The organism is Cryobacterium breve (assembly GCF_027594785.1).
Classification (GTDB): Bacteria; Actinomycetota; Actinomycetes; order Actinomycetales; family Microbacteriaceae; genus Cryobacterium; species Cryobacterium breve_A.
The window spans coordinates 3,764,979-3,783,057 of the sequence record NZ_CP075584.1; the positions used below are offsets into that span (position 1 = coordinate 3,764,979).

General features: G+C 64.4%; 18 protein-coding genes and 3 pseudogenes. 12 read left to right on the forward strand and 9 right to left on the reverse strand.

Annotation, left to right across the window (positions count from 1 at the left end; translation table 11 throughout):
- Positions 1-36: 36 nt before the first annotated feature.
- Together pdxY and KIV56_RS18270 are read right to left on the reverse strand one after the other, a co-directional pair.
- Positions 37-889 (reverse strand): annotated as a pseudogene (pdxY, locus tag KIV56_RS18265) (pyridoxal kinase PdxY).
- Positions 890-971: 82 nt separating this feature from the next.
- On the reverse strand, positions 972-1,463 hold the full coding sequence (locus KIV56_RS18270) for a hypothetical protein (protein WP_281534529.1): 492 nt from the start codon (positions 1,461-1,463) through the stop codon (positions 972-974).
- Between the two features lie 331 nt (positions 1,464-1,794).
- Here KIV56_RS18270 and KIV56_RS18275 point away from each other — a divergent pair, with 331 nt between their 5' ends.
- The 3 genes from KIV56_RS18275 (at position 1,795) to KIV56_RS18285 (ending at position 3,413) form a co-directional block, all read left to right on the forward strand.
- On the forward strand, positions 1,795-2,187 hold the full coding sequence (locus tag KIV56_RS18275) for a LysM peptidoglycan-binding domain-containing protein (RefSeq protein WP_281534530.1): 393 nt from the start codon (positions 1,795-1,797) through the stop codon (positions 2,185-2,187).
- 162 nt (positions 2,188-2,349) lie between these two features.
- Positions 2,350-2,775, forward strand: a complete 426-nt coding sequence (locus tag KIV56_RS18280; RefSeq protein ID WP_281534531.1) for a hypothetical protein — start codon at positions 2,350-2,352, stop codon at positions 2,773-2,775.
- Between the two features lie 278 nt (positions 2,776-3,053).
- Positions 3,054-3,413 carry a hypothetical protein gene (locus tag KIV56_RS18285; RefSeq protein ID WP_281534532.1) on the forward strand — a complete coding sequence of 120 codons (360 nt, stop codon included), beginning with the start codon at positions 3,054-3,056 and terminating at the stop codon, positions 3,411-3,413.
- A gap of 41 nt (positions 3,414-3,454) precedes the next feature.
- Here the strand turns inward: KIV56_RS18285 and KIV56_RS18290 are convergent, their stop codons facing one another.
- Positions 3,455-4,117, reverse strand: coding sequence for an NAD(P)-dependent oxidoreductase (locus tag KIV56_RS18290; RefSeq protein WP_281534533.1), 663 nt, complete (start codon positions 4,115-4,117; stop codon positions 3,455-3,457).
- A gap of 67 nt (positions 4,118-4,184) precedes the next feature.
- On the reverse strand, positions 4,185-5,201 hold the full coding sequence (locus KIV56_RS18295; protein ID WP_281534534.1) for a zinc-binding alcohol dehydrogenase family protein: 1,017 nt from the start codon (positions 5,199-5,201) through the stop codon (positions 4,185-4,187).
- Positions 5,202-5,343: 142 nt separating this feature from the next.
- Here KIV56_RS18295 and KIV56_RS18300 point away from each other — a divergent pair, with 142 nt between their 5' ends.
- Positions 5,344-5,901: a TetR/AcrR family transcriptional regulator gene (locus KIV56_RS18300; protein ID WP_281534535.1), complete on the forward strand. Its 558-nt coding sequence runs from the start codon at positions 5,344-5,346 to the stop codon at positions 5,899-5,901.
- 114 nt (positions 5,902-6,015) lie between these two features.
- Here the strand turns inward: KIV56_RS18300 and KIV56_RS18305 are convergent, their stop codons facing one another.
- Both KIV56_RS18305 and KIV56_RS18310 read right to left on the reverse strand, forming a co-directional pair.
- Positions 6,016-7,716: a putative bifunctional diguanylate cyclase/phosphodiesterase gene (locus KIV56_RS18305; RefSeq protein ID WP_281534536.1), complete on the reverse strand. Its 1,701-nt coding sequence runs from the start codon at positions 7,714-7,716 to the stop codon at positions 6,016-6,018.
- Positions 7,653-8,327 carry a hypothetical protein gene (locus KIV56_RS18310; protein WP_281534537.1) on the reverse strand — a complete coding sequence of 225 codons (675 nt, stop codon included), beginning with the start codon at positions 8,325-8,327 and terminating at the stop codon, positions 7,653-7,655. The genes KIV56_RS18305 and KIV56_RS18310 overlap by 64 nt, the downstream gene beginning before the upstream one ends.
- A 381-nt stretch (positions 8,328-8,708) precedes the next feature.
- Here KIV56_RS18310 and KIV56_RS18315 point away from each other — a divergent pair, with 381 nt between their 5' ends.
- The 3 genes from KIV56_RS18315 to KIV56_RS18325 all read left to right on the forward strand — a co-directional run bounded on the left by KIV56_RS18315 (position 8,709) and on the right by KIV56_RS18325 (position 10,737).
- Positions 8,709-9,320, forward strand: a complete 612-nt coding sequence (locus tag KIV56_RS18315) for an MBL fold metallo-hydrolase (protein WP_281534538.1) — start codon at positions 8,709-8,711, stop codon at positions 9,318-9,320.
- A 353-nt stretch (positions 9,321-9,673) separates the two neighbouring features.
- Positions 9,674-9,889: a hypothetical protein gene (locus tag KIV56_RS18320; protein WP_281534539.1), complete on the forward strand. Its 216-nt coding sequence runs from the start codon at positions 9,674-9,676 to the stop codon at positions 9,887-9,889.
- Positions 9,886-10,737 (forward strand): SDR family oxidoreductase, encoded by an 852-nt coding sequence (locus tag KIV56_RS18325; protein ID WP_281534540.1) that lies wholly within the window; start codon positions 9,886-9,888, stop codon positions 10,735-10,737. Before KIV56_RS18320 ends, KIV56_RS18325 begins: the two co-directional genes overlap by 4 nt.
- A 79-nt stretch (positions 10,738-10,816) precedes the next feature.
- On the opposite strand, the gene KIV56_RS18330 is transcribed toward KIV56_RS18325, so the two are convergent.
- The 3 genes and pseudogenes from KIV56_RS18330 to KIV56_RS20015 all read right to left on the reverse strand — a co-directional run.
- A complete protein-coding gene (locus KIV56_RS18330; RefSeq protein ID WP_281534541.1) occupies positions 10,817-11,512 on the reverse strand; it encodes an alpha/beta fold hydrolase in 696 nt (231 codons plus the stop codon).
- A 74-nt stretch (positions 11,513-11,586) separates the two neighbouring features.
- Positions 11,587-11,727, reverse strand: a complete 141-nt coding sequence (locus KIV56_RS18335; protein WP_348648581.1) for an iron dependent repressor, metal binding and dimerization domain protein — start codon at positions 11,725-11,727, stop codon at positions 11,587-11,589.
- Positions 11,704-11,805: pseudogene (locus KIV56_RS20015) on the reverse strand (hypothetical protein); the annotation flags it as partial. The gene KIV56_RS18335 and the pseudogene KIV56_RS20015, both read right to left, overlap by 24 nt.
- A gap of 185 nt (positions 11,806-11,990) precedes the next feature.
- Here KIV56_RS20015 and KIV56_RS18340 point away from each other — a divergent pair.
- The 5 genes and pseudogenes from KIV56_RS18340 (at position 11,991) to KIV56_RS18360 (ending at position 18,010) form a co-directional block, all read left to right on the forward strand.
- Positions 11,991-13,022 (forward strand): LacI family DNA-binding transcriptional regulator, encoded by a 1,032-nt coding sequence (locus KIV56_RS18340; protein WP_348648420.1) that lies wholly within the window; start codon positions 11,991-11,993, stop codon positions 13,020-13,022.
- Between the two features lie 118 nt (positions 13,023-13,140).
- Positions 13,141-14,436 (forward strand): sugar ABC transporter substrate-binding protein, encoded by a 1,296-nt coding sequence (locus KIV56_RS18345; protein ID WP_281534542.1) that lies wholly within the window; start codon positions 13,141-13,143, stop codon positions 14,434-14,436.
- A gap of 56 nt (positions 14,437-14,492) precedes the next feature.
- Positions 14,493-15,602, forward strand: coding sequence for a carbohydrate ABC transporter permease (locus KIV56_RS20695; RefSeq protein WP_432432576.1), 1,110 nt, complete (start codon positions 14,493-14,495; stop codon positions 15,600-15,602).
- Positions 15,603-15,625: 23 nt separating this feature from the next.
- On the forward strand, positions 15,626-16,441 hold the full coding sequence (locus KIV56_RS18355; RefSeq protein ID WP_281536218.1) for a carbohydrate ABC transporter permease: 816 nt from the start codon (positions 15,626-15,628) through the stop codon (positions 16,439-16,441).
- A pseudogene (locus tag KIV56_RS18360) lies at positions 16,438-18,010 on the forward strand (glycoside hydrolase family 32 protein). The gene KIV56_RS18355 and the pseudogene KIV56_RS18360 overlap by 4 nt, the downstream one beginning before the upstream one ends.
- Positions 18,011-18,079 lie beyond the last annotated feature (69 nt).

Genomic DNA, 18,079 nt, shown 5'->3' on the forward strand with positions numbered 1-18,079 from the left:
GAAGGAGCAATCACGCCGAGGTGAACACACCGGCGGTTATCGCACGCGCCGGGCGGTGAACTGCATGCGCGGGTGAGCATAGAATTCCTGCGCCTGCACGAGCTGGAGTTCGCGCTCACCTGACTGGTGGGTCAGCTCGAGAAGATCGAACACGCTGGACACGGTCCGTTCCAACGCCACTGCAGCGTCACCTGTCGCGCGGTAGTGTGCCGAAAAGAGCGCCGCGGTGACGTCACCCGATCCGTTCGCTTTGAAAGGCAAATGGGGAGTCTGCACGATCCACGCGCCCTGAGCATCCACGGCGAGCATCTCGATGGTGCCGGGTTCGCGGTCGGGGCGTTCCACACTTGTCACGAGCACGGTGCCCGGTCCCATCAACCGGGCGATGTCGACGGATGCGAGTGTGGAGTCCAGCGTCGAGGGCTCGGTTCCGGTGAGGAATCCCAACTCGAACTGGTTCGGAGTGATGATGTCGGCTACGGGGACCACGCGATCCCGAAGCAGGTGGGGGGATCTCAGGCGCCACGAAGCACCCGGACTTCGCGTTGCCCATCACAGGGTCACACGCGTAGATGGCCGAGGGGTTCGCCGCCTTCACCCGCCGCACCGCATCCACGATGACGTCGCCGATCCCGGTTCCGCCCTGGTACCCCGAGAGCACGACGTCGATCTGGGGGAGCACGCCACGTTCTTCGATACCGAGGATGACATCGTGCACATCCTCCGGTGCGACAAGGAAGCCGCGCCACGCGCCGTATCCCGTGTGGTTGGAGAAGTTCACCGTATTGACCGGCAGAACTTCGACCCCGATGCGCTGGAGGGGGAACACGGCTGCAGAGTTACCAACGTGGCCATAAGCGACGGCCGACTGAATCGAGAGAATCTTCACGACATCAATCCTCCTCCCTTCGAGCAGCCAGGGCCGTTCTCAACGGGTGCGCGACCCGATTCCAGATGGGACGCAACTCGGTCTAAACTCCGGCGTGACTCGAGCTTCCCCAGCAGGCGGGTTCGGCAGCCACCCACCGGTGCGCAAGCATGAACGGAATCAGGCCGTACCCGAGCAACGCCATGAGGAGCAGCGGCCACGCACCGACCTGCGGTTCTGTGCCGGGACCGGAGGTGATCGTTGATCCGGCGATCAGCAGCCAGCCTCCGGTTGCCAACCCTGCCGCGAAGCCGCTCCACAGGAATGTCTTGCGGCGAGTCGGCGCCGCACCCTCCCGCAACGCGAACGTTGCGATGAGGCCCGAACCTAGGCAGACCAAAGCAAAGAGCGCGATTGCCATCCACGTCGGCCACGTCGAACTGACCCCATGGCTGCCCCACTGGCGGGGCAGGTCGGATGGAAGGTTGTCCCGCCAGACGAGCCAGGTCGTGGCAACCGCGGCGAGGGGGATCCAGAGAGTGACCGCAGCGAGGACATCGCGAGCGCGTGCCCGTCCGGAACTGCGTGCACCCATAGTTGGACTCTTTCTCCATTTGTTGCAGACGGCTGGTAGCTGCTCACATTCAGTATGCACACATGCTGACACGTGGTCGGAATATGGCGCGGTGAAATTTTCTGACCCGATCAGGGGCAATTTGTCGCAAAATTCCCGCGGATGGCATTCAATAGTCATGGGGGTGGTCATGAAGACTACGGGGGAGTCCGACCTGGTGCTTTCGCACCGGTCGCAGAGAGGGTATCGCCGCGCGTTCGGGTTGCTGTTGGGCCGTTTCCGCTCTTCGGGAGCGACGGCACCACTGTTCTCGGCACCGTCCGCCTCGTTCTCTGACACGGGCATCCATCTGGTGCGCACACCGCTGAAGGTCCCGGCTCCGCGCCCGGCACGGATCTCCTGGAAGGTCCTCGGCATTGCGCTCGCGCTCCTCGTGCTGAGCGGATGCGCCGCCGCGCCGGTTCCTGCACCGCCGGCCACGCCCTCGCCGACGGCGACCTCGCACCTGTCGACGTATCCGACGCCGCGAGACCAAGGACCGTTTGACGGCGCCGAAGGCACCACGACGACCGACAGCTCGGGCAAGATCACCTATACCGTCGTCAGCGGGGACTCCGCGAGCACGATCGCCACTCGCTTCGGCGTCTACCCTGAGCAAGTCGAGACCCTCGGCGGCGGCAAGGTCGGGATGTCCACGATCCGCCCCGGAGACAAACTCCAATTCGGCACCCGCGGCTACACGTGAAAGCTGGCTTGAGGGTTTGCGTGACCGCTTGAATGAATCAGCGGTAGTGTCAGGGCCACATCAATGGGGGAATCGATGAAGCGTGCCGCAATAGGTCTGATCGCTATGTTGATACTTTCCGGGTGCTCGAGCGTCCCGACGGCGGGGTCCAGTCCGAGGCCGATGCCCACGACGTACTACGGCGAGAATGCGGTGACGATCGCCTCGAGTATCGAAGGCTGCAGCGGGGTCGCAGCCGGAAACGTCGGTGGCGGCGGACCGGGACTTGTCTCGACCGCGACATGCACCCTCGATGGGCGCCTTCTCTACGTCAACAGCTGGATGGACCAACCGCACGGGGATCTGACGATGCTTCTCCAATCGGACGGGGCCGAGATGTACTACGCGAAGGGTGATGGGTGGACCGTGACGGCCGGCAGCGTTCCGATGTTGCAGCTTCAGCTGACCAGCAACCAGGACGCGGTTCTGAAGCTGTCGCTGGACGCCACGCCCGGGCCCGACCCCGATCTGCCGGGGCAGAAGGCGTCCGCCGAATCAGTGACGAGGTCACTCGGCGGAGACGTTGTCCACTTCGTTGTCGGGCGGTAGTCGACGTGCACGTCTCCTGAAGAAACTGCGCCCTGATCCTGGCTGTGCTCCTGTTCAGTGCATCCCTCTCCGGGTGCGCAACGCCATGCAACCCGACTCGACAACCGCGAACTACGACACAAACACACCCGATCCCAGCTCCCCTTAGTATCCGCCGTCGTGGAATCGGCCCGAGCAGAAGGAAGATGATGAGCGGTACACGCCGTGTCGCGGCAGGACTGGCCGCGGCCGCCCTTTGCGTTCTTGTCCTCGCAGGCTGCGTGCCCGGCGGATATTCCGTGGACAGTCTGTCCAAAGAGCCCGAAGCGGCCTTGACGTACCCTGGCAGCACGGACGTCAGCGCTCACGACTACCCAGGCCGGGTTCAGTTCGGGCTCGACGGCGGCGACGTGGCTGTGACCGGGATCTCTGCGACGACGATGCACAGCCAACTAGAAGTGATTGATTTTTATGCGAACGCGCTCGAGCCGGGCGGCTGGGATCAAACACTCGACAACTCGGGCATGTTGCTGAGTTCTGGCGCGCGTGGACATTCCGTTCTTTGGTGGAAAGCCAAGCCAAAACTCTCCTACGCTGTACTGGTCTGGGCCGATGGAGAGACAACGAAGTACCGTACTGAGATTGAAGCCCGACGATAGCGGCGCCCGTGTCAACCGTCGCTGACACGGTGGATACCGACCTAGCGGGACCGAGGCCTTCTTCGATAGGCGCTGAGGTCGCAGGTGTGAATGGCAGTCGGATCCGAAAGGAGCCGGTAGTTGTGGGCCGCGCAGTCTCGGAAGGTGGCGATACTCACCCGGCGACTGGACCGCTCCAGTTCACCTTTTGACGGTCCGTCCGAGCCGATTCCGGCCCGGTGGACCATCCATTCGATGTCCATGGCTTCGTCTGCCAGATAGCGCATGACTGCTTCGTTGTCTTCGTGCTGGCCGCTGTACCCGCGTGCGATGGTGTTTCTGATCGCCCACAGTGCCGGGGATAGTCTCCGGTTTGGAGAGGCGCTGAGCCCTCCCGCCTGGTAGAGGAAGCGCTTGACGGCGTAGCGCCGCATAGCCGGCACCAGGTCACGCACGAAGGCGGTGTTGATCTTCCGCGTCTTTTGCAACTGCGCATCGCCAAGCAGCGACACCACGAAATCGGCGCCATCGACGAGCCGATCGAGGTCAGGGGAATCGGTGATCGATCCCTGGTGGATCTCGAGGTGCGGGATGGAACTGTCGAGTTTTGCCGGGTTTCGGGCGAGAACCCTGACGTGGTGCCCGTCCTTGAGAGCCAGCGAAACGAAATGCTTTCCGGTCTGACCGGTTGCGCCGAACACGAGAAACGTGTTCTGAGTGATCATGGATTGATGTCCTCATGGTCGATGGTGACGACGAGCTTGGTCGCAGAGACGCCCTTGCGGAGCGCCGTCAGAGCCCCGGGCACCTGCTCCAGGCCGATCCCGAAGATTCTCGGATCGGGTGCCGGCCGGAATTGTCCGGAGCCTGAGTGCGAACGGAAGGAAGTCCCGGAAGATGGCCGGCCCGACGGGGGGACTGCACGGGAGTGCCGCCCCAGATGCTCGTCACGCGGATGCCGCGCGCGCGGGCGAGGAACGACCGCACGCGTGTGAGGGGGTCGGGGTAGGCGGACGCGATGTTGTTCGTGCCGGTGGTGCGGCCCACGATGTGGAGGGCGTGGGTGAGTGACCCGGCCCCGATCGCCATCGTGCCGGCCAGGTGGCGGTGCCCTAGTGCTTCGACGATCTGCTGGTCCACGTCGGGGTCGCGGTAGTCGAAGATTGCTTCCGCTCCGAGAGACCGCACGAAGTCGTGGTTTCGGCGCCCGGCTGTGGCGATCACGGTGTAGCCGCTGGCTCGCGCGAGTTGCACGGCGTTGCTGCCGACACTTGTCGAGCCGCCCCACACGAGAACGACGTCTCCACGTGGCGACGGCGATGAGGTCGGAAGTGGCAGAGCGAGCTGGTCTTTCTCGTACAGTCCCGCGGCGGCGGTTGAAACCCCGAGCGGCAGAACCGCTGCCTGCTCGAACGTTACGTCCTCGGGAAGCTCAGCACAGACACGCTCGAGCACTGTGACGTACCGCTGGAAGCCGCCCTCTTCGGAGTTGTTGCGAAGCCGCTCTTGTCCGGCCGCGTAACCAACCACCCGGTCTCCAGCCTGAAATCGTGTTACGCCGACACCAACTGCGGCGATCTCGCCGGCCACGTCGCTGCCGATGACGGTCGGATACCGCATCCACGGAGTGACGAGGCGACGAAAGGGCCCGACGATCGCGTCGACGGGGTTGACCGCCACTGCCCGGACTCGGACGACGACCTGCCCCGGCCCGGCCGTCGGGTGCGCAGACGTTCGCACCTCAAAACCGCCTCGAACATTGAGAAGCCAGAGCGCTTCGTTCGCTTCGCTCACGTTAGTGCCGCTCACGGCTGCAACGCCGACGGCACTGCTGCGGGGATCGGCAGGTGAACGTTCGCCGGTGTCTTCATTGTGGTCTCCTCTTCAAGCAATGACATCTCGTGTCATCCTATAACCCATTGCACGTCGTGTCATCACGTAGACTCATGTCATGCGATGGGCACCAGACGCACGCGGCCGGCTCCAGGGAGCGGCGATTGAGCTGTTCTCCGAGCAGGGGTACTCGGCGACGACCGTTCCCCAGATCACCGCGCGGGCGGGCCTGACAACGCGAACGTTTTTTCGCTACTTCGCCGACAAGCGAGAAGTGATCTTCGGCGGCGACGAGATCCCGGAACGAGCCGCGCAGCTGATCGCCGAGGCCCCCGAAGGCCTGGAGCCCATGGACGTCATCCGGCTCGTGTTGCACCGAGTCGCAACCGAGCAATTCGAGGGGCATCGGGAGCAGACCGCCGCCGTGCGCGCAATCATCCACGCGAACGACTCGCTGCGCGACCGGGATGCTCGCAAACGAGACGACCTCGTCCGCGTCGCTCGCGAGGCGTTCATCGAGCGCGGTCAGCCGCCCCTGGGCGCCACGGTCGTGGCAGAACTGGGCATCCTCGTGTTCCAGGTCGCTCTCGACGAATGGGCCATCGATGAAGAATCCCGATCAATGACGAGCGTCATCGACGCCGTCATGACCCTGGTTGCTGGAGTCTCTCCCTGAGAGGTGGCGTGGGTTGCACGCAAACTGAGCCATGAGTGACGCGCCGAGGCATGCGCTCTCGATGCGCCGGACGGCGCCGACGGTTCGCGGGATGTCGGTCACGATGGCATTGGGTCAGTCAAGAGTCGGCAGCAGGCCAGTCATCTCCGTGAGCTCGTGGGCGACGTCCCGGGCGCTGAGCCACAGGTCGAGCTCGGCGGCGGGAACGGGCCGGGACATGTAGTAGCCCTGGGCTTGATCGCAACCGAGCCGGACAAGCTCGGTGTAGGCGGCCTTGGTCTCGACGCCTTCGGCAACCAACCGCAGGCCGAGGCTGTGGGCCAGGCCAATCGTGGAGGCGACCAGTGCTGCAGCGCGGGCGTCGTCGACCATCGGGAAGACGAACGAGCGGTCCAGCTTGAGCTCGTCGAGGGGCAGATCGCGCAGGTAGGAGAGTGAGCTGTACCCGGTGCCGAAGTCGTCGATGGAGATCTGGACACCGCTGCTCCGCAGCCGGGTCAGGATGTTCCGGGCTCGGTCGCGGTCGGCCATCAGGAACTCCTCGGTGATCTCCAGCTGGAGGGCACCCGGCGGGAGGTTACGCACGGTCAGCATTGCTGCGACCTCGTCGGGCAGGCTGATGTCGATCATCGTGCTGCCCGAGAGGTTGACTGCGACAGTGAGAGGTCGACCTTCGGCGTGCCACACCGCGGCCTGGTCCAGGGCGACCTGAAGGACGACCCGGGTCAGGGTCCGCATCAATCCAGATTCTTCGACCAGGGCCAGGAACGCGTCGGGGTAGAGCAGGCCGCGAGTGGGGTGATCCCAGCGCACCAGCGCCTCCACGTTGCGTACCTCGCCGCTGTCCAGATCGATCTTGGGTTGGTAGTGCACCACGAGCTGGTCGGTGGTCAGTGCGGTTCGCAGTTCCTCGACTGTCTTCAGCCGGGTGGTGGCGTCTGTGTCGTCGGCGGTGTTGTAGACGTGCTGGCCGCGGCCGGATGTTTTGGCCTTATACATGGCGATGTCGGCCGTGCGCAACAAAGAGCTCAGGTCCAGACCGTGGTCGGGGAAGAGCGCGATACCGACGCTGACACTGGTGTGCAGCGTGATGTCCTCCAGGGCGAATGGCTCGGCCAGCGCGGCGCGCAACTTGACCGTCACGTCAATGGCCTCGGTGTGGCCGGCATCCTCGAGCAGGACCGCGAACTCGTCGCCGCCCAGACGCGCCAGCAGGTCCCCGGGCCGCAGGTGCTCACGCAGGCGGGCGCCGACCTGGACCAGCAACTGGTCTCCGGCGTGGTGGCCCAGACTGTCGTTGACCTCTTTGAACTTGTCCAGGTCGAGCATCAGCAGCGACTGACGGCAACGCTCCGGGTCCGCCAGGCGCGTGTGCCCTTCTACGTGGAGGGCCCGCCGGTTCGGGAGGCCTGTCAAGTCGTCCGTCGCAGAGGCCATGCGGCGGAGGTGCGCCATCCAGGCAACCTGGCGGAAGGCGACCTGGGTGCGAGCTGTCGCTGCTACCAACGTCGCCCCCGCAAGAGCAACAGAAAGCGTCGACAAGGGCACCCGGCTACTCACCAAGAGCACCCCGAGCCCTGCGGCGGTGGCCACCACCGGCACCATCAGTGCCGCCCTGCCGGTCGCTGGGCTCGTCTCGGATACCGCGGCCGGATGAGTTCGTTCCATACCGTCGACCCACAATGCCAACAGGGCAAGTCCGATCGCCCAGGCCGCGGCTAGCGGCGTACCGCGCACATAGGTGTTGGCGTTCACCTGCAGCGCGTAGACCACGTCCGCCGCGGCAAAGACCAGCAGACCCACGAACAGCAGCACCCATCGGCGTCCCAGCCGCCTTCCCCCAAGGCGCCGATCCCGCCGATAGCGGCCACGAGCAGCAGATCAAAGAGCGGGAAGGAGATCGCAGTCACGGTCGCCAACCACGATGAACCGGTCAGGGCCGAGTCGAGCACCGGGCTCAGCGGGATCGCCAGCACCGCGGCTGCGCCGAGCGACCCCACCACACAGTCCAGCCAGACCGACGACGCCAGCGTCCGCACGTGGCGGCGCACCGCAACGATCAGCGCGGCCAGCATCAACAGGTAGAACAGTGAATACAGGATGTCGCCGACCGACGGGAACGGAATTGAGCCGGTCGTGGCCTCTACCCAGGCTCTGTAGGAGTCACCAGCGATGTAGGCGGTCATCGCGGTCGCGGCGAGCAGAACCTCCGGGCGCCGAAGTCCGACCCGTCCGACAGCCATCCAGCACACCGCGACGGGTAACAGGTCCGTCAGCCCGAGCGAGACGACAACGGCCGGCTCGAACCAGACTTCACCTGCCGGGCCCCATCCGGCCCAATGCACAGCCAGCCCGACCACGCTGGCGGCCAGGACCAGGACCATCACCCACACCAGTCCGGTATGAATCCGCGCGCGCATCAGCACCTCACCACAAAAGACAGACCCGAGGAAGTCCGGACCAAGTCGCGTTGCCGAGGGCGGACGCTCGAATGATCAACCACAGTCCCCCCTCGAACTCTCACCAATCTATCGATCCGCTGAGTGACATTCCCCTAAAGAGGTGTCCGCCCGATGCCGCGGCCCCAAACTGGGGGAGTCGCGGTAGTCGGAGAAGCTGTCAAGCCCTGGGTTCCGGTCAAAAGGTCGGGTCGCTTCCGTACTCGAAGTCGACCTCGGCCGGCCGGGGCGAGGGAGAGGCCGACGGCCCTTCACGCTGGACTGTAGATCTTCTACGTTGGGTGCTGTGAACGTTGGAATCTGGGCTGAACGAAGGACAACATCCGCAACACGCAGAGGAGACGCATCATGAACGCCCCCATCACCATCACGCCCATCCATGTCGGTGACCTGACCGCCGAGGGCAGCCCCATGCCTGTCTACGTGCACCTCATCGAACATCCCGATGCGACAGTGCTCGTCGACACCGGTTTCACGGACATCCACCCTGCGGCCGCCGATCTCGACCCTCGCCCCCACTCTCTCAAGGAGCAGGCATTCGACCTCGAGAGCGTCGACATCGTCGTCAACACACACCTGCACTTCGACCACTGCGGTGGAAACCACCTCTTCCCCGGCACTCCGATCTACGTCCAGCGCCAGGAACTTGACGATGCCCGCACCGAAGACGACTACACGATCCGAGAATGGGTGGACCCGCCCGGCGTGCATTACGTGCCCGTCGACGGAACATTCGACTTGCTTCCCGGGATCCGCCTGCTCCCGGCGCCGGGCCACACCCGCGGCTCACAGATCGTTGTCGTCGACACGGGGGAGCGTCCGTCAGTCATCGCCGGCGACACCGCGGTGTGGTTCGGCGAACTGGAGAACCCCGAGACCGAAGGCCAGCTGCTGATCCGCTCGTTGCATCCTGAACACGTCTGGATCACTCACGAGCACACGTCCTGGACTGGTGGCTAGCGGACGCTCCGTCTCGACAGCCTCACTGAACGAGGCGACATCAATTGGGAATCGATGTTCCTTGATGGAACAAGCAGCGCACCTCGTCACCGTCGACCGACCACAAGGCACTGCGACGGCTACTGCATCCGGAGAAATCGACCCGATACGACAACAGCACGACCGTGTGCCAATGCGACCCCCGACGTTGCCCGTCGTTTGCCACGGGCCTTTTTTGCGTTGAACACGAATCAGGGACGAACCCGGGCCGTCTGGGGATAGCTGCGCAAAGTCAATCGGGACTAGGGTCTTGCCAGCAGAAGTCGCTGGTCCGCCGACTGTCGCATCACTTCGAACCAACAAGAGCCTTGGGGATGGGCATTCGTATGGAGAAAAGGGGGAGTGACTCAGGTCCTGGTTTCGTGATTGTGGCCTTTGCGGTGATCGGCGTCATGTGGATCGTGTTCGCAAACTCCTACTTCGTGGGAACTGCGTTCATTGCCGCGTCGCTCGGATACCTCATCTACGTGATTGTTCAGGCCCGTCGGGTGCTGAAGGAAACACGGCAACAGCAGAACGGATCGTCATGACCCCACCAGTCACAATCGCCACCACCGGTGCAACCGGCGTCGTCGGCGGCCTGGTCGCCCGCGACCTCGCCGACCGGGGCGCTACCCAACGTCTGCTGGTGCGCACCCCGGCCAAAGCGCCCCAGCTGCCGAACAGCACCGTGCACCAGTCCAACTACTCCGACCAGGCCGCCTCCACCGCCGCGCTCGCCGGGGTGGACGTGCTGTTCATGGTCTCTGCGTCAGAGAGTGCGAAGCGGGTCGACGAGCACCGTTCGTTCATCGACGCGGCTGCCGCCGCCGGTGTCGGGCACATCGTCTATACGTCGTTTGCCGCCGCCGCACCGGATGCGACTTTCACCCTCGCCCGCGACCATTACGCGACCGAGGAGTACATCAAGGCCTCCGGCATGAACTGGACCTTCCTCCGCGACGGCCTCTACCTGGACTTCATGGAGGCGCTCGTCGGCGACGACGGGGTCATCCGCGGCCCCGCCGGTGACGGCCGCTCGTCGTTCGTCTCCCGCGCGGACGTCGCCCGCACAGGAGTCGCGGTGCTGGTCGACCCGGCCCCGCACGCCGCGCACACCTACGACATCACCGGCCCGGAGGCGCTGAGCCTGACCGAGGTCGCGGCCACCATCAGCCGCATCCGCGGCGAGAACATCACTTTTCTTGACGAGAGCATCGAAGAGGCGTACCGGTCCCGCGCCCGCTACGGGGCCCCCGACTGGCAAGTGGATGCCTGGGTCAGCACCTACACGGCGATCGCGAACGGCGTGATGGCCCCGGTCAGCGACAGCGTCGAGCAGATCACCGGTATAGCCCCGATGAACCTCGAGACGTATCTGACCACCCACCCTCGTTGACCTGTGCACCCGCGTAAACGGCGTTACCGAAACGGCGAGCAGGCTGGTTCAGGGAATACTTCCGATGTTTCCCGGGCATTCAACCGAGGGACATGAGCCAGTCGTCGATGGCAGCACGTGCAGCGTCCGGCTGTTCCTGCATAAGGAAATGGCCGGCATCTTCGATGACGCTGAATTGGGCCGCCGGCAACGCGGCTGCTGTTTCTTCGGCGGCGTCGATGGGGATGAGACGGTCCGCAGCGCCATGAACGATCGCCGTCGGACACTCGATTGACGGCAGAAGTGAACGTAGATCGGCGCGCTGGACAACTGCCCGCTGCTGGCGGAGGAAGGCATCGGCGCCGACCGGCGTGGTCATGGCGCGCCAGGCGGCCAGCAGAGTCTGGTCGGACTCACGACCCGCTGCAACGACGCCGGCAAAGGCGGCGTCAACGAGTGCATCGAAATGCCCGTCCTCGACGAGTGCGGATTGACGTTCACGTGCTTGCACCTGCTCCAGGCTGTCCGCTCGCGCGGAAGTGCTCACGAGGGCGAGCCCGGCGACACGATCGGGCGCCTGCCGGAACACTTCGAGGGCGACATAGCCACCCATGCTGGTGCCGAGAACAGCGATCTCGCCGACGTTCTCCTGGAGAATCCGTTCGGCCATCGCTGCGATCGTGTCGTCGTGGCGGGTATCCGCCAGGGTGACCTGGCCATGCCTCCAGACCGTGTCGATCACCGGCGCATAGGCGAGCGGAGAACACAGCAGTGGAGGTATCAACACGATCTTCATAGCGGTAGCCTCGCACCGAGCGCCGACATTCGTCCGGAGTGTTCGAGTACCTCGGCTTCGGTATGCACCTCGTCTCAGGAATAGCCGTGCACCTCGACGAGGTAGGTTTCGATGATTCGATGCCGACGCACCATCCGCACCGCGACCGTCTCGCCCAGCGCACTGAGTCGAATCGGACCATGCGGCTCGCAGTCGAGATACCCGTCGCGCGCCAAATCGCTCACGTTTCCGGAAACGGACGAGGCGACGACACCCAGCTCGGCAGCAATCTCATTCGTGGTGATACCGTCACCAGACCACTCGCGCGCCTTTCAAATGACCCTCAGATAGTCCTCGGTCATGGTGCCGCGCGCCGGATTGGTCATCACGCAATTTTGCGGCAGCACAGTGATGCGGAAGGTCTCGGAGGTCGGCTTTCTTGACATCTACAAAAACGTTCATGTAGCATCAACCCACGCAAACAAAAACGTTTTTGGAGATGAGTTCGATGATGAACAAGCGAGTGGGCATCCGAGATGTCGCGGCCGCCGCCGGGGTCTCGGTGACGACCGTCTCCCATTCCCTCAGCGGCGGAGGCGTTCTCCCGGAGTCGACACGCAAGCGCGTGCAGATCGTCGCCCGCGAGCTCGGCTACGCCCCCAACCGATTGGCGAGCGGGCTGCGCAATCAACGCTCGCAGACCATCGGCTTCGTGAGCGACGAAATCGCCACCACCCCTTTCGCAGGGGCCGTCGTCCTTGGCGCGCAGGAAGCGGCAGCGGCGCACGACTGGGTCCTGATGGTGGTGAACTCCAACCTGGACGCAGAGCTCGAGAGCCGCGAGATTCGCGCGCTGATGCAGCACCAGGTTGACGGCATCATCTTCGCGCGGATGTACCACCAGAACGTCGTCGTCCCACCGATGCTCGCCAACATTCCGACCGTCCTCCTCGATGCGGAAAGCGATGACAACCGGTTCGCGTCCGTCGTCCCTGACGAAGAAGCCGCAGCGAGGACAGCGGTGGAGTACCTGGTCCGTGCCGGTCATACCCGCATCGGTTACCTGACCAACCAGGACGACATCCCGGCGACGCGTGGCCGTCTCGAGGGCTACCGCAACAGCATTCGTTCCCACGGCCTGCCTCTCGACGAGTCGCTCATCGTCACAGCGGCACCGTCCGCGGCCGGCGGTCGGGAAGCAGCACTCTCGCTCCTGGACCGCACCTCACGGCCGACCGCCCTCTTCTGCTTCAACGACCTGATGGCCATGGGCGCCTATCAGGCGGCAGGGATCGCAGGGTTGTCGGTTCCCCGCGAGCTCTCGATTGTCGGCATCGACAACCTCGAACTCATCGCCGGATCGCTGTTCCCCGGCCTGACCACCGTCGCGCTGCCGCACTACGCCATGGGCCAGTGGGCCATCACGCGCCTGCACGCGGAGATCAACGGCGACTCGGCGAACGAACCGCGGCACGTGCGATTGCACTGTCCGCTGGTGGAACGGTTCTCGGTTGCCCCGCCCCTGCCGTGAGGCGAGAGCGGGGCACCCGCACTAACTTCGCTGCCGCTGTAACGGCCGCGTTGATCGGCACTCCCGATAGCACTCAAGAAACCCGTCAGCAAGTCAACACCCACAGAAGGAATCAAGAATGAGACACGCAAAGAAGCGCCTGTTCATTGCCAGTTTAGCCGTGGCATCGCTCACCCTGGGCCTCGCGGCCTGTTCATCGGCGGGCGCATCCAACGGTGATTCGAAGAGCGGTGAGATCACGCTCTGGACGCACAACGCCGGAAACAAGGCCGAACTCGACGCGATCAACGCCGTGGTCAAGGACTACAACGCGAGCCAGACAGCGAACACGGTCAAGGTGCAGGCATTCCCGCAGGCGTCCTACAACGACTCCGTCGTGGCGGCCGCGGCGGCCGGAAAGCTGCCCTGCATCGTCGATATCGACGGCCCGAACGTGCCGAACTGGGCCTGGGCGAAGTACCTGGCCCCCCTCGAGCTTTCCGCAGACCTCTCCAAGAACCTCCCGAGCACCCTTGGGGTCTGGAACGGCGCCACCTATTCCTTCGGCTACTACGACGTCGCCCTGGGCATGTTCGCCCGGAAGTCCGTCCTCGCCGAGGCGGGCATCCGCATCGCGACGACGGATGCCCCGTGGTCGAAGTCCGAACTGGACAGCGCTCTGAAGACGCTCAAGGCCGAGGGCAAGTGGGACAACCCGCTGGACCTGGGGACGGCAGGCAGCGGGGAATGGCTGCCGTATGCATACTCGCCGTTCCTTCAGTCTTTCGGTGGCGACCTCGTCGACCGGTCGGACTTCCAGAGTGCTGACGGCGTGCTGAACGGGGACAAGGCCGTCGCATGGGGCAACTGGTTCCAGGGTCTGGTCAAGGACGGCTACGTCGCAGCAAAGAGCGGCAAGGACTCGACCATCGACTTCCAGAATGGCAAGAGCGCGATCCTCTACACCGGAAGCTGGGCCGCGGACAGCACTCGCGCCCTTCTGGGTGACGACCTCGCCATCATGCCGACCGTCGACCTCGGGACCGGCCCGAAGATCGGCGGCGGTTCCTGGCAGTGGGGCGTAACGACAGGCTGCACGAACAAGGCAGCGGCCATGGACTACCTGTCCTTCTCTCTGCAGCCGAAGTACGTCGCGGCCGTCGCGAAGGCGACCGGCACCATCCCGGCGACCGAGGCCGCAGCGGCACTCATCCCCGGGTACGAGGTCGGCGGCCAGCTGGCCGCGTTCCGCGACTACTCACAGAAGTTCGCCGTTCTCCGCCCGGAGACTCCGGCCTACCCGTTCATCGCGACCGAATTCGCCAAGGCGACCCAGGACATCATCAGCGGGGGCGACGTGAAGAAGTCTCTCGACGATGCCACGAAGGCCATCGACGCCAACATCAAGTCCAACGGCGGCTACACGCAGAAGTAGCTGTCCGGGGTGCGCTCCCACTGGGGGCGCACCCCGCCCAGCAACGGGAGGAAGTCATGACGTCAACCCACGCGCCCACAGCGGCGCTCACCCCCGGTGCGGCCACGGCCGCGCCCGCCAGCACCCGGGTCGCAGCCCGCCGTGCCGCGGCGACATCCGTCGCCCCGAAGTACCAGCGACGGCCCCGCACGATATCGCAACGCCGGGAGGAACGTTCCGGCTTCGCCATGCTCGCACCGGCCGTGCTCCTGCTCCTGCTGTTCATCGCCGTGCCGGCCGTGCTCGCGTTCGGCCTCGCCTTCACGAATGCCCGGCTCATTTCGCCGTACCCGGCGTCCTTTGTCGGGCTCGACAACTTCACCCGACTGCTCGGCGACGACACGTTCTACCGGGCGCTGTTGAATGTCGGCTATTTCGCCCTCGTCGTGGTGCCGCTCCAGGCGGGACTTGCTCTCGTGATGGCGATCCTGCTCAACACCCAGACCCGGGGCACGGCCTTCTTCCGCACCGTGTACTTCCTGCCGGTCGTGACGTCGATGGTGGTCGTGTCGCTGCTCTGGATGTTCATGTACCGCCAGGACGGTTTGATCAACGTCCTGATCTCGAACATCACCTTCGGGCAGGTGACCGGGCCGGACTGGCTGAACAACCCGGCGACGTCGATGCCCGCGATCATCCTGATGTCCGTCTGGCAGGGCGTGGGCTTCCACATGATCATCTGGCTTTCCGGGCTGCAGACCATCTCCGGCGAGTCTCTACGAAGCGGCCGACATCGACGGGGTCTCCCGCTGGCAACGCTTCCGCTACATCACCTGGCCGGGACTGCGCGCCACACGCAGCCTCGTGCTGGTCACCATCACCATCGGAGCGCTGAGCCTCTTCACCCAGGTCAGCGTAATGACCCAGGGCGGTCCGCTCGACTCGACGACGACCGTCGTCTACGAAGCCGTCCGGGCCGGGTACGAACAACAGGAAACGTCATACGCGTCCGCCATCTCGCTCGTGTTCTTCGCGATCGTGCTCGTCATCGCGGCCGTGCAACGCTTCCTCACCAGAGAGAAGGCCTGACATGGCTATCGATGTCCAGAATGCACCCGCGTTCGTGCCGCCCACGGCATCGCGTACCCCTCGATCCCGACTGTCGAGGATCGGGCTGCCCGGCCTGATCGGAAAGGTCGCACTCGCTGTGATGTTCTCCTTCCCGATCCTCTTCATGTTCGTCTCTTCGCTCAAACCCGACCAGCAGATCTTCGGCGATCTCTCCGGGGTTGCGGCCTTCCTGCCCGTCGGCAACATTTCGATGGACAACTACGCCGCCGTCTTCGACCGGGTACCGGCCGCACGCTTTCTGGTCAACTCGATCGGTGTCTCTGTGATCACGGTGGGGCTCGGCGTGCTGGTGAACAGCCTCGCCGCGTTCGCGCTGTCCCGGATGCGGGTGCGCGGCAAGGGAATCATCCTCACCCTGATCATCGCGACACTCATCATCCCGTTCGAAACCCTCGCCCTGCCCCTGGTCTGGTGGGTGAACCAGCTGCCCTCGTTCGTGGTCGACGGCTTCAACCTGAGCTTCAGCAAGGGGTGGCTCGACACCTACCAGGTGCAGATCATCCCGTTCATCGCCAACGCGTTCTCGATCTACCTGTTCCACCAGTACTTCGAGTCGATCCCTCGGGAACTCGACGAGGCGGCCAGGATGGACGGCGCAGGCTGGTTCCGGATCTATCGCAAGATCATCATGCCGCTCTCCGGCCCGGCAATCGCCACGGTCGCGATCCTGACATTCCTGCCGGCCTGGAACTCCTACTTGTGGCCCCTCATGGTCGTGCAGACCGAGGAACTCAGGCCGGTCATGGTCGGCGTGCAGTACTTCTTCCAGCTCAACGTGTCGTGGGGCGAGGTCATGGCCTACGCCTCCCTGATCACACTGCCGGTGGTCGCGCTGTTCATCGCCTTCCAGCGCTCCTTCATCAGCAGCATCGCGTCGAGCGGCGTGAAGGGATGAGCGCCGAAGCCCAGGTCGCCCCGCTCCACCGCGAGGAATTCCGGCCAGCCTTCCACTACACAGCCGACCGGAACTGGCTCAACGACCCGAACGGACTCGTCTATTACAAGGGCCTGTACCATCTCTTCTACCAGTACAACCCGCACGGCAATGTCTGGGGGAACATGTCCTGGGGACATGCGTCGTCTCCGGACCTGGCCACCTGGACGGAACAACCGGTCGCGATCGCCGGAGACGCGAACGAGGACATCTTCTCCGGAAGCATCGTCGCCGACCTCGACAACACCAGCGGCTTCGGGACGACCCTGACGCCTCCGCTCGTCGCCATCTACACGAGTGCCTTTACCGACCAGTCGACGTTCTCCGGGCTCCAGGCGCAGTCGCTCGCGTTCAGCCTCGACGACGGCCGGACCTGGACGAAGCACCGTGGCAACCCGGTGCTGAACCGGCACTCGTCCGACTTCCGTGATCCCAAGGTCTTCCGCTACTCCGGGCCGACGGAAAGCTACTGGGTGATGGTCGCCGTCGAGGCCCAGCAACACAAGGTCGTCCTGTACCGTTCGACCGATCTCACGGCCTGGACGTATCTCAGTACCTTCGGGCCGGCGAATGCGGTCGCCGGGGTCTGGGAATGCCCGGACCTGTTCCCGCTCCCTGTCGACGGCGACCCTGCGAACGTCAAATGGGTCCTCATCGTGAACCTCAACCCGGGCGGAGTCGCCGGTGGATCCGGCGGTCAGTATTTCGTCGGCAGCTTCGACGGGACCACCTTCGCCTCCGAGACGACCGTGCCTGAGGGCGCCGAGGATGAGAGCAGCAGACTGCGCCGGTACAACTGGCTCGACTGGGGGCGTGACTACTACGCCGCGGTGTCCTTCAGCGGGGTGCCCCACGGCAAGCGCATCATGATCGCCTGGATGAACAATTGGGACTACGGGAACGATATCCCCACCAGTCCGTGGAAGAGTTCAATGTCGCTGCCCCGCGAGGTAGGACTGCGCACCATCGCTGGTGAACCGCGCCTGATCCAGTCGGCCATCGACATCCGCCAGGAGGGCCCGGCACCCTTCACGATGATCGACCAGAGTATCGGACACGGAACTCTCCTGCTCCCGGAACCGGCCTGGGGCGCCATCCTCCGTATCGACGTGACCATCACACCCGGAACCGCCGACGAGATCGGGATGATCGTCCGTGGTGGCGCAGACGAGGGGACGTCCATCGGGTACGACGCCCGGACCGGCTGTCTGGTGTTGAATCGGAAACATTCGGGCGACGTCGGCTTCCACCCGTCATTCCCGTCGACGGAAACCGCTCCCGTGGAGCCTCATCGAGGGAAAGATCACACTGCGGATCTACGTCGACCGATCCTCCGTGGAAGTCTTCGCGCACGACGGCCGCGTCACCATCACGGACCAGATCTTCCCGCACTCGGCCAGTCGGGAAGTCTCCCTGTATGCACGAAAGGGAACGGGCACCATCGAGTCCCTCAGCGTCCACAACCTCGGGGAGGCAGGTACTGAGCGAGCCTCCCTCGATAGGGAGACCGCACGTAGCCTCGAAGCATGACAACTTCGTTCACCCTCAACAATGGAGTCGCTGAACCCGACACCCGCCGGATCGACGAGAACCGCTTCG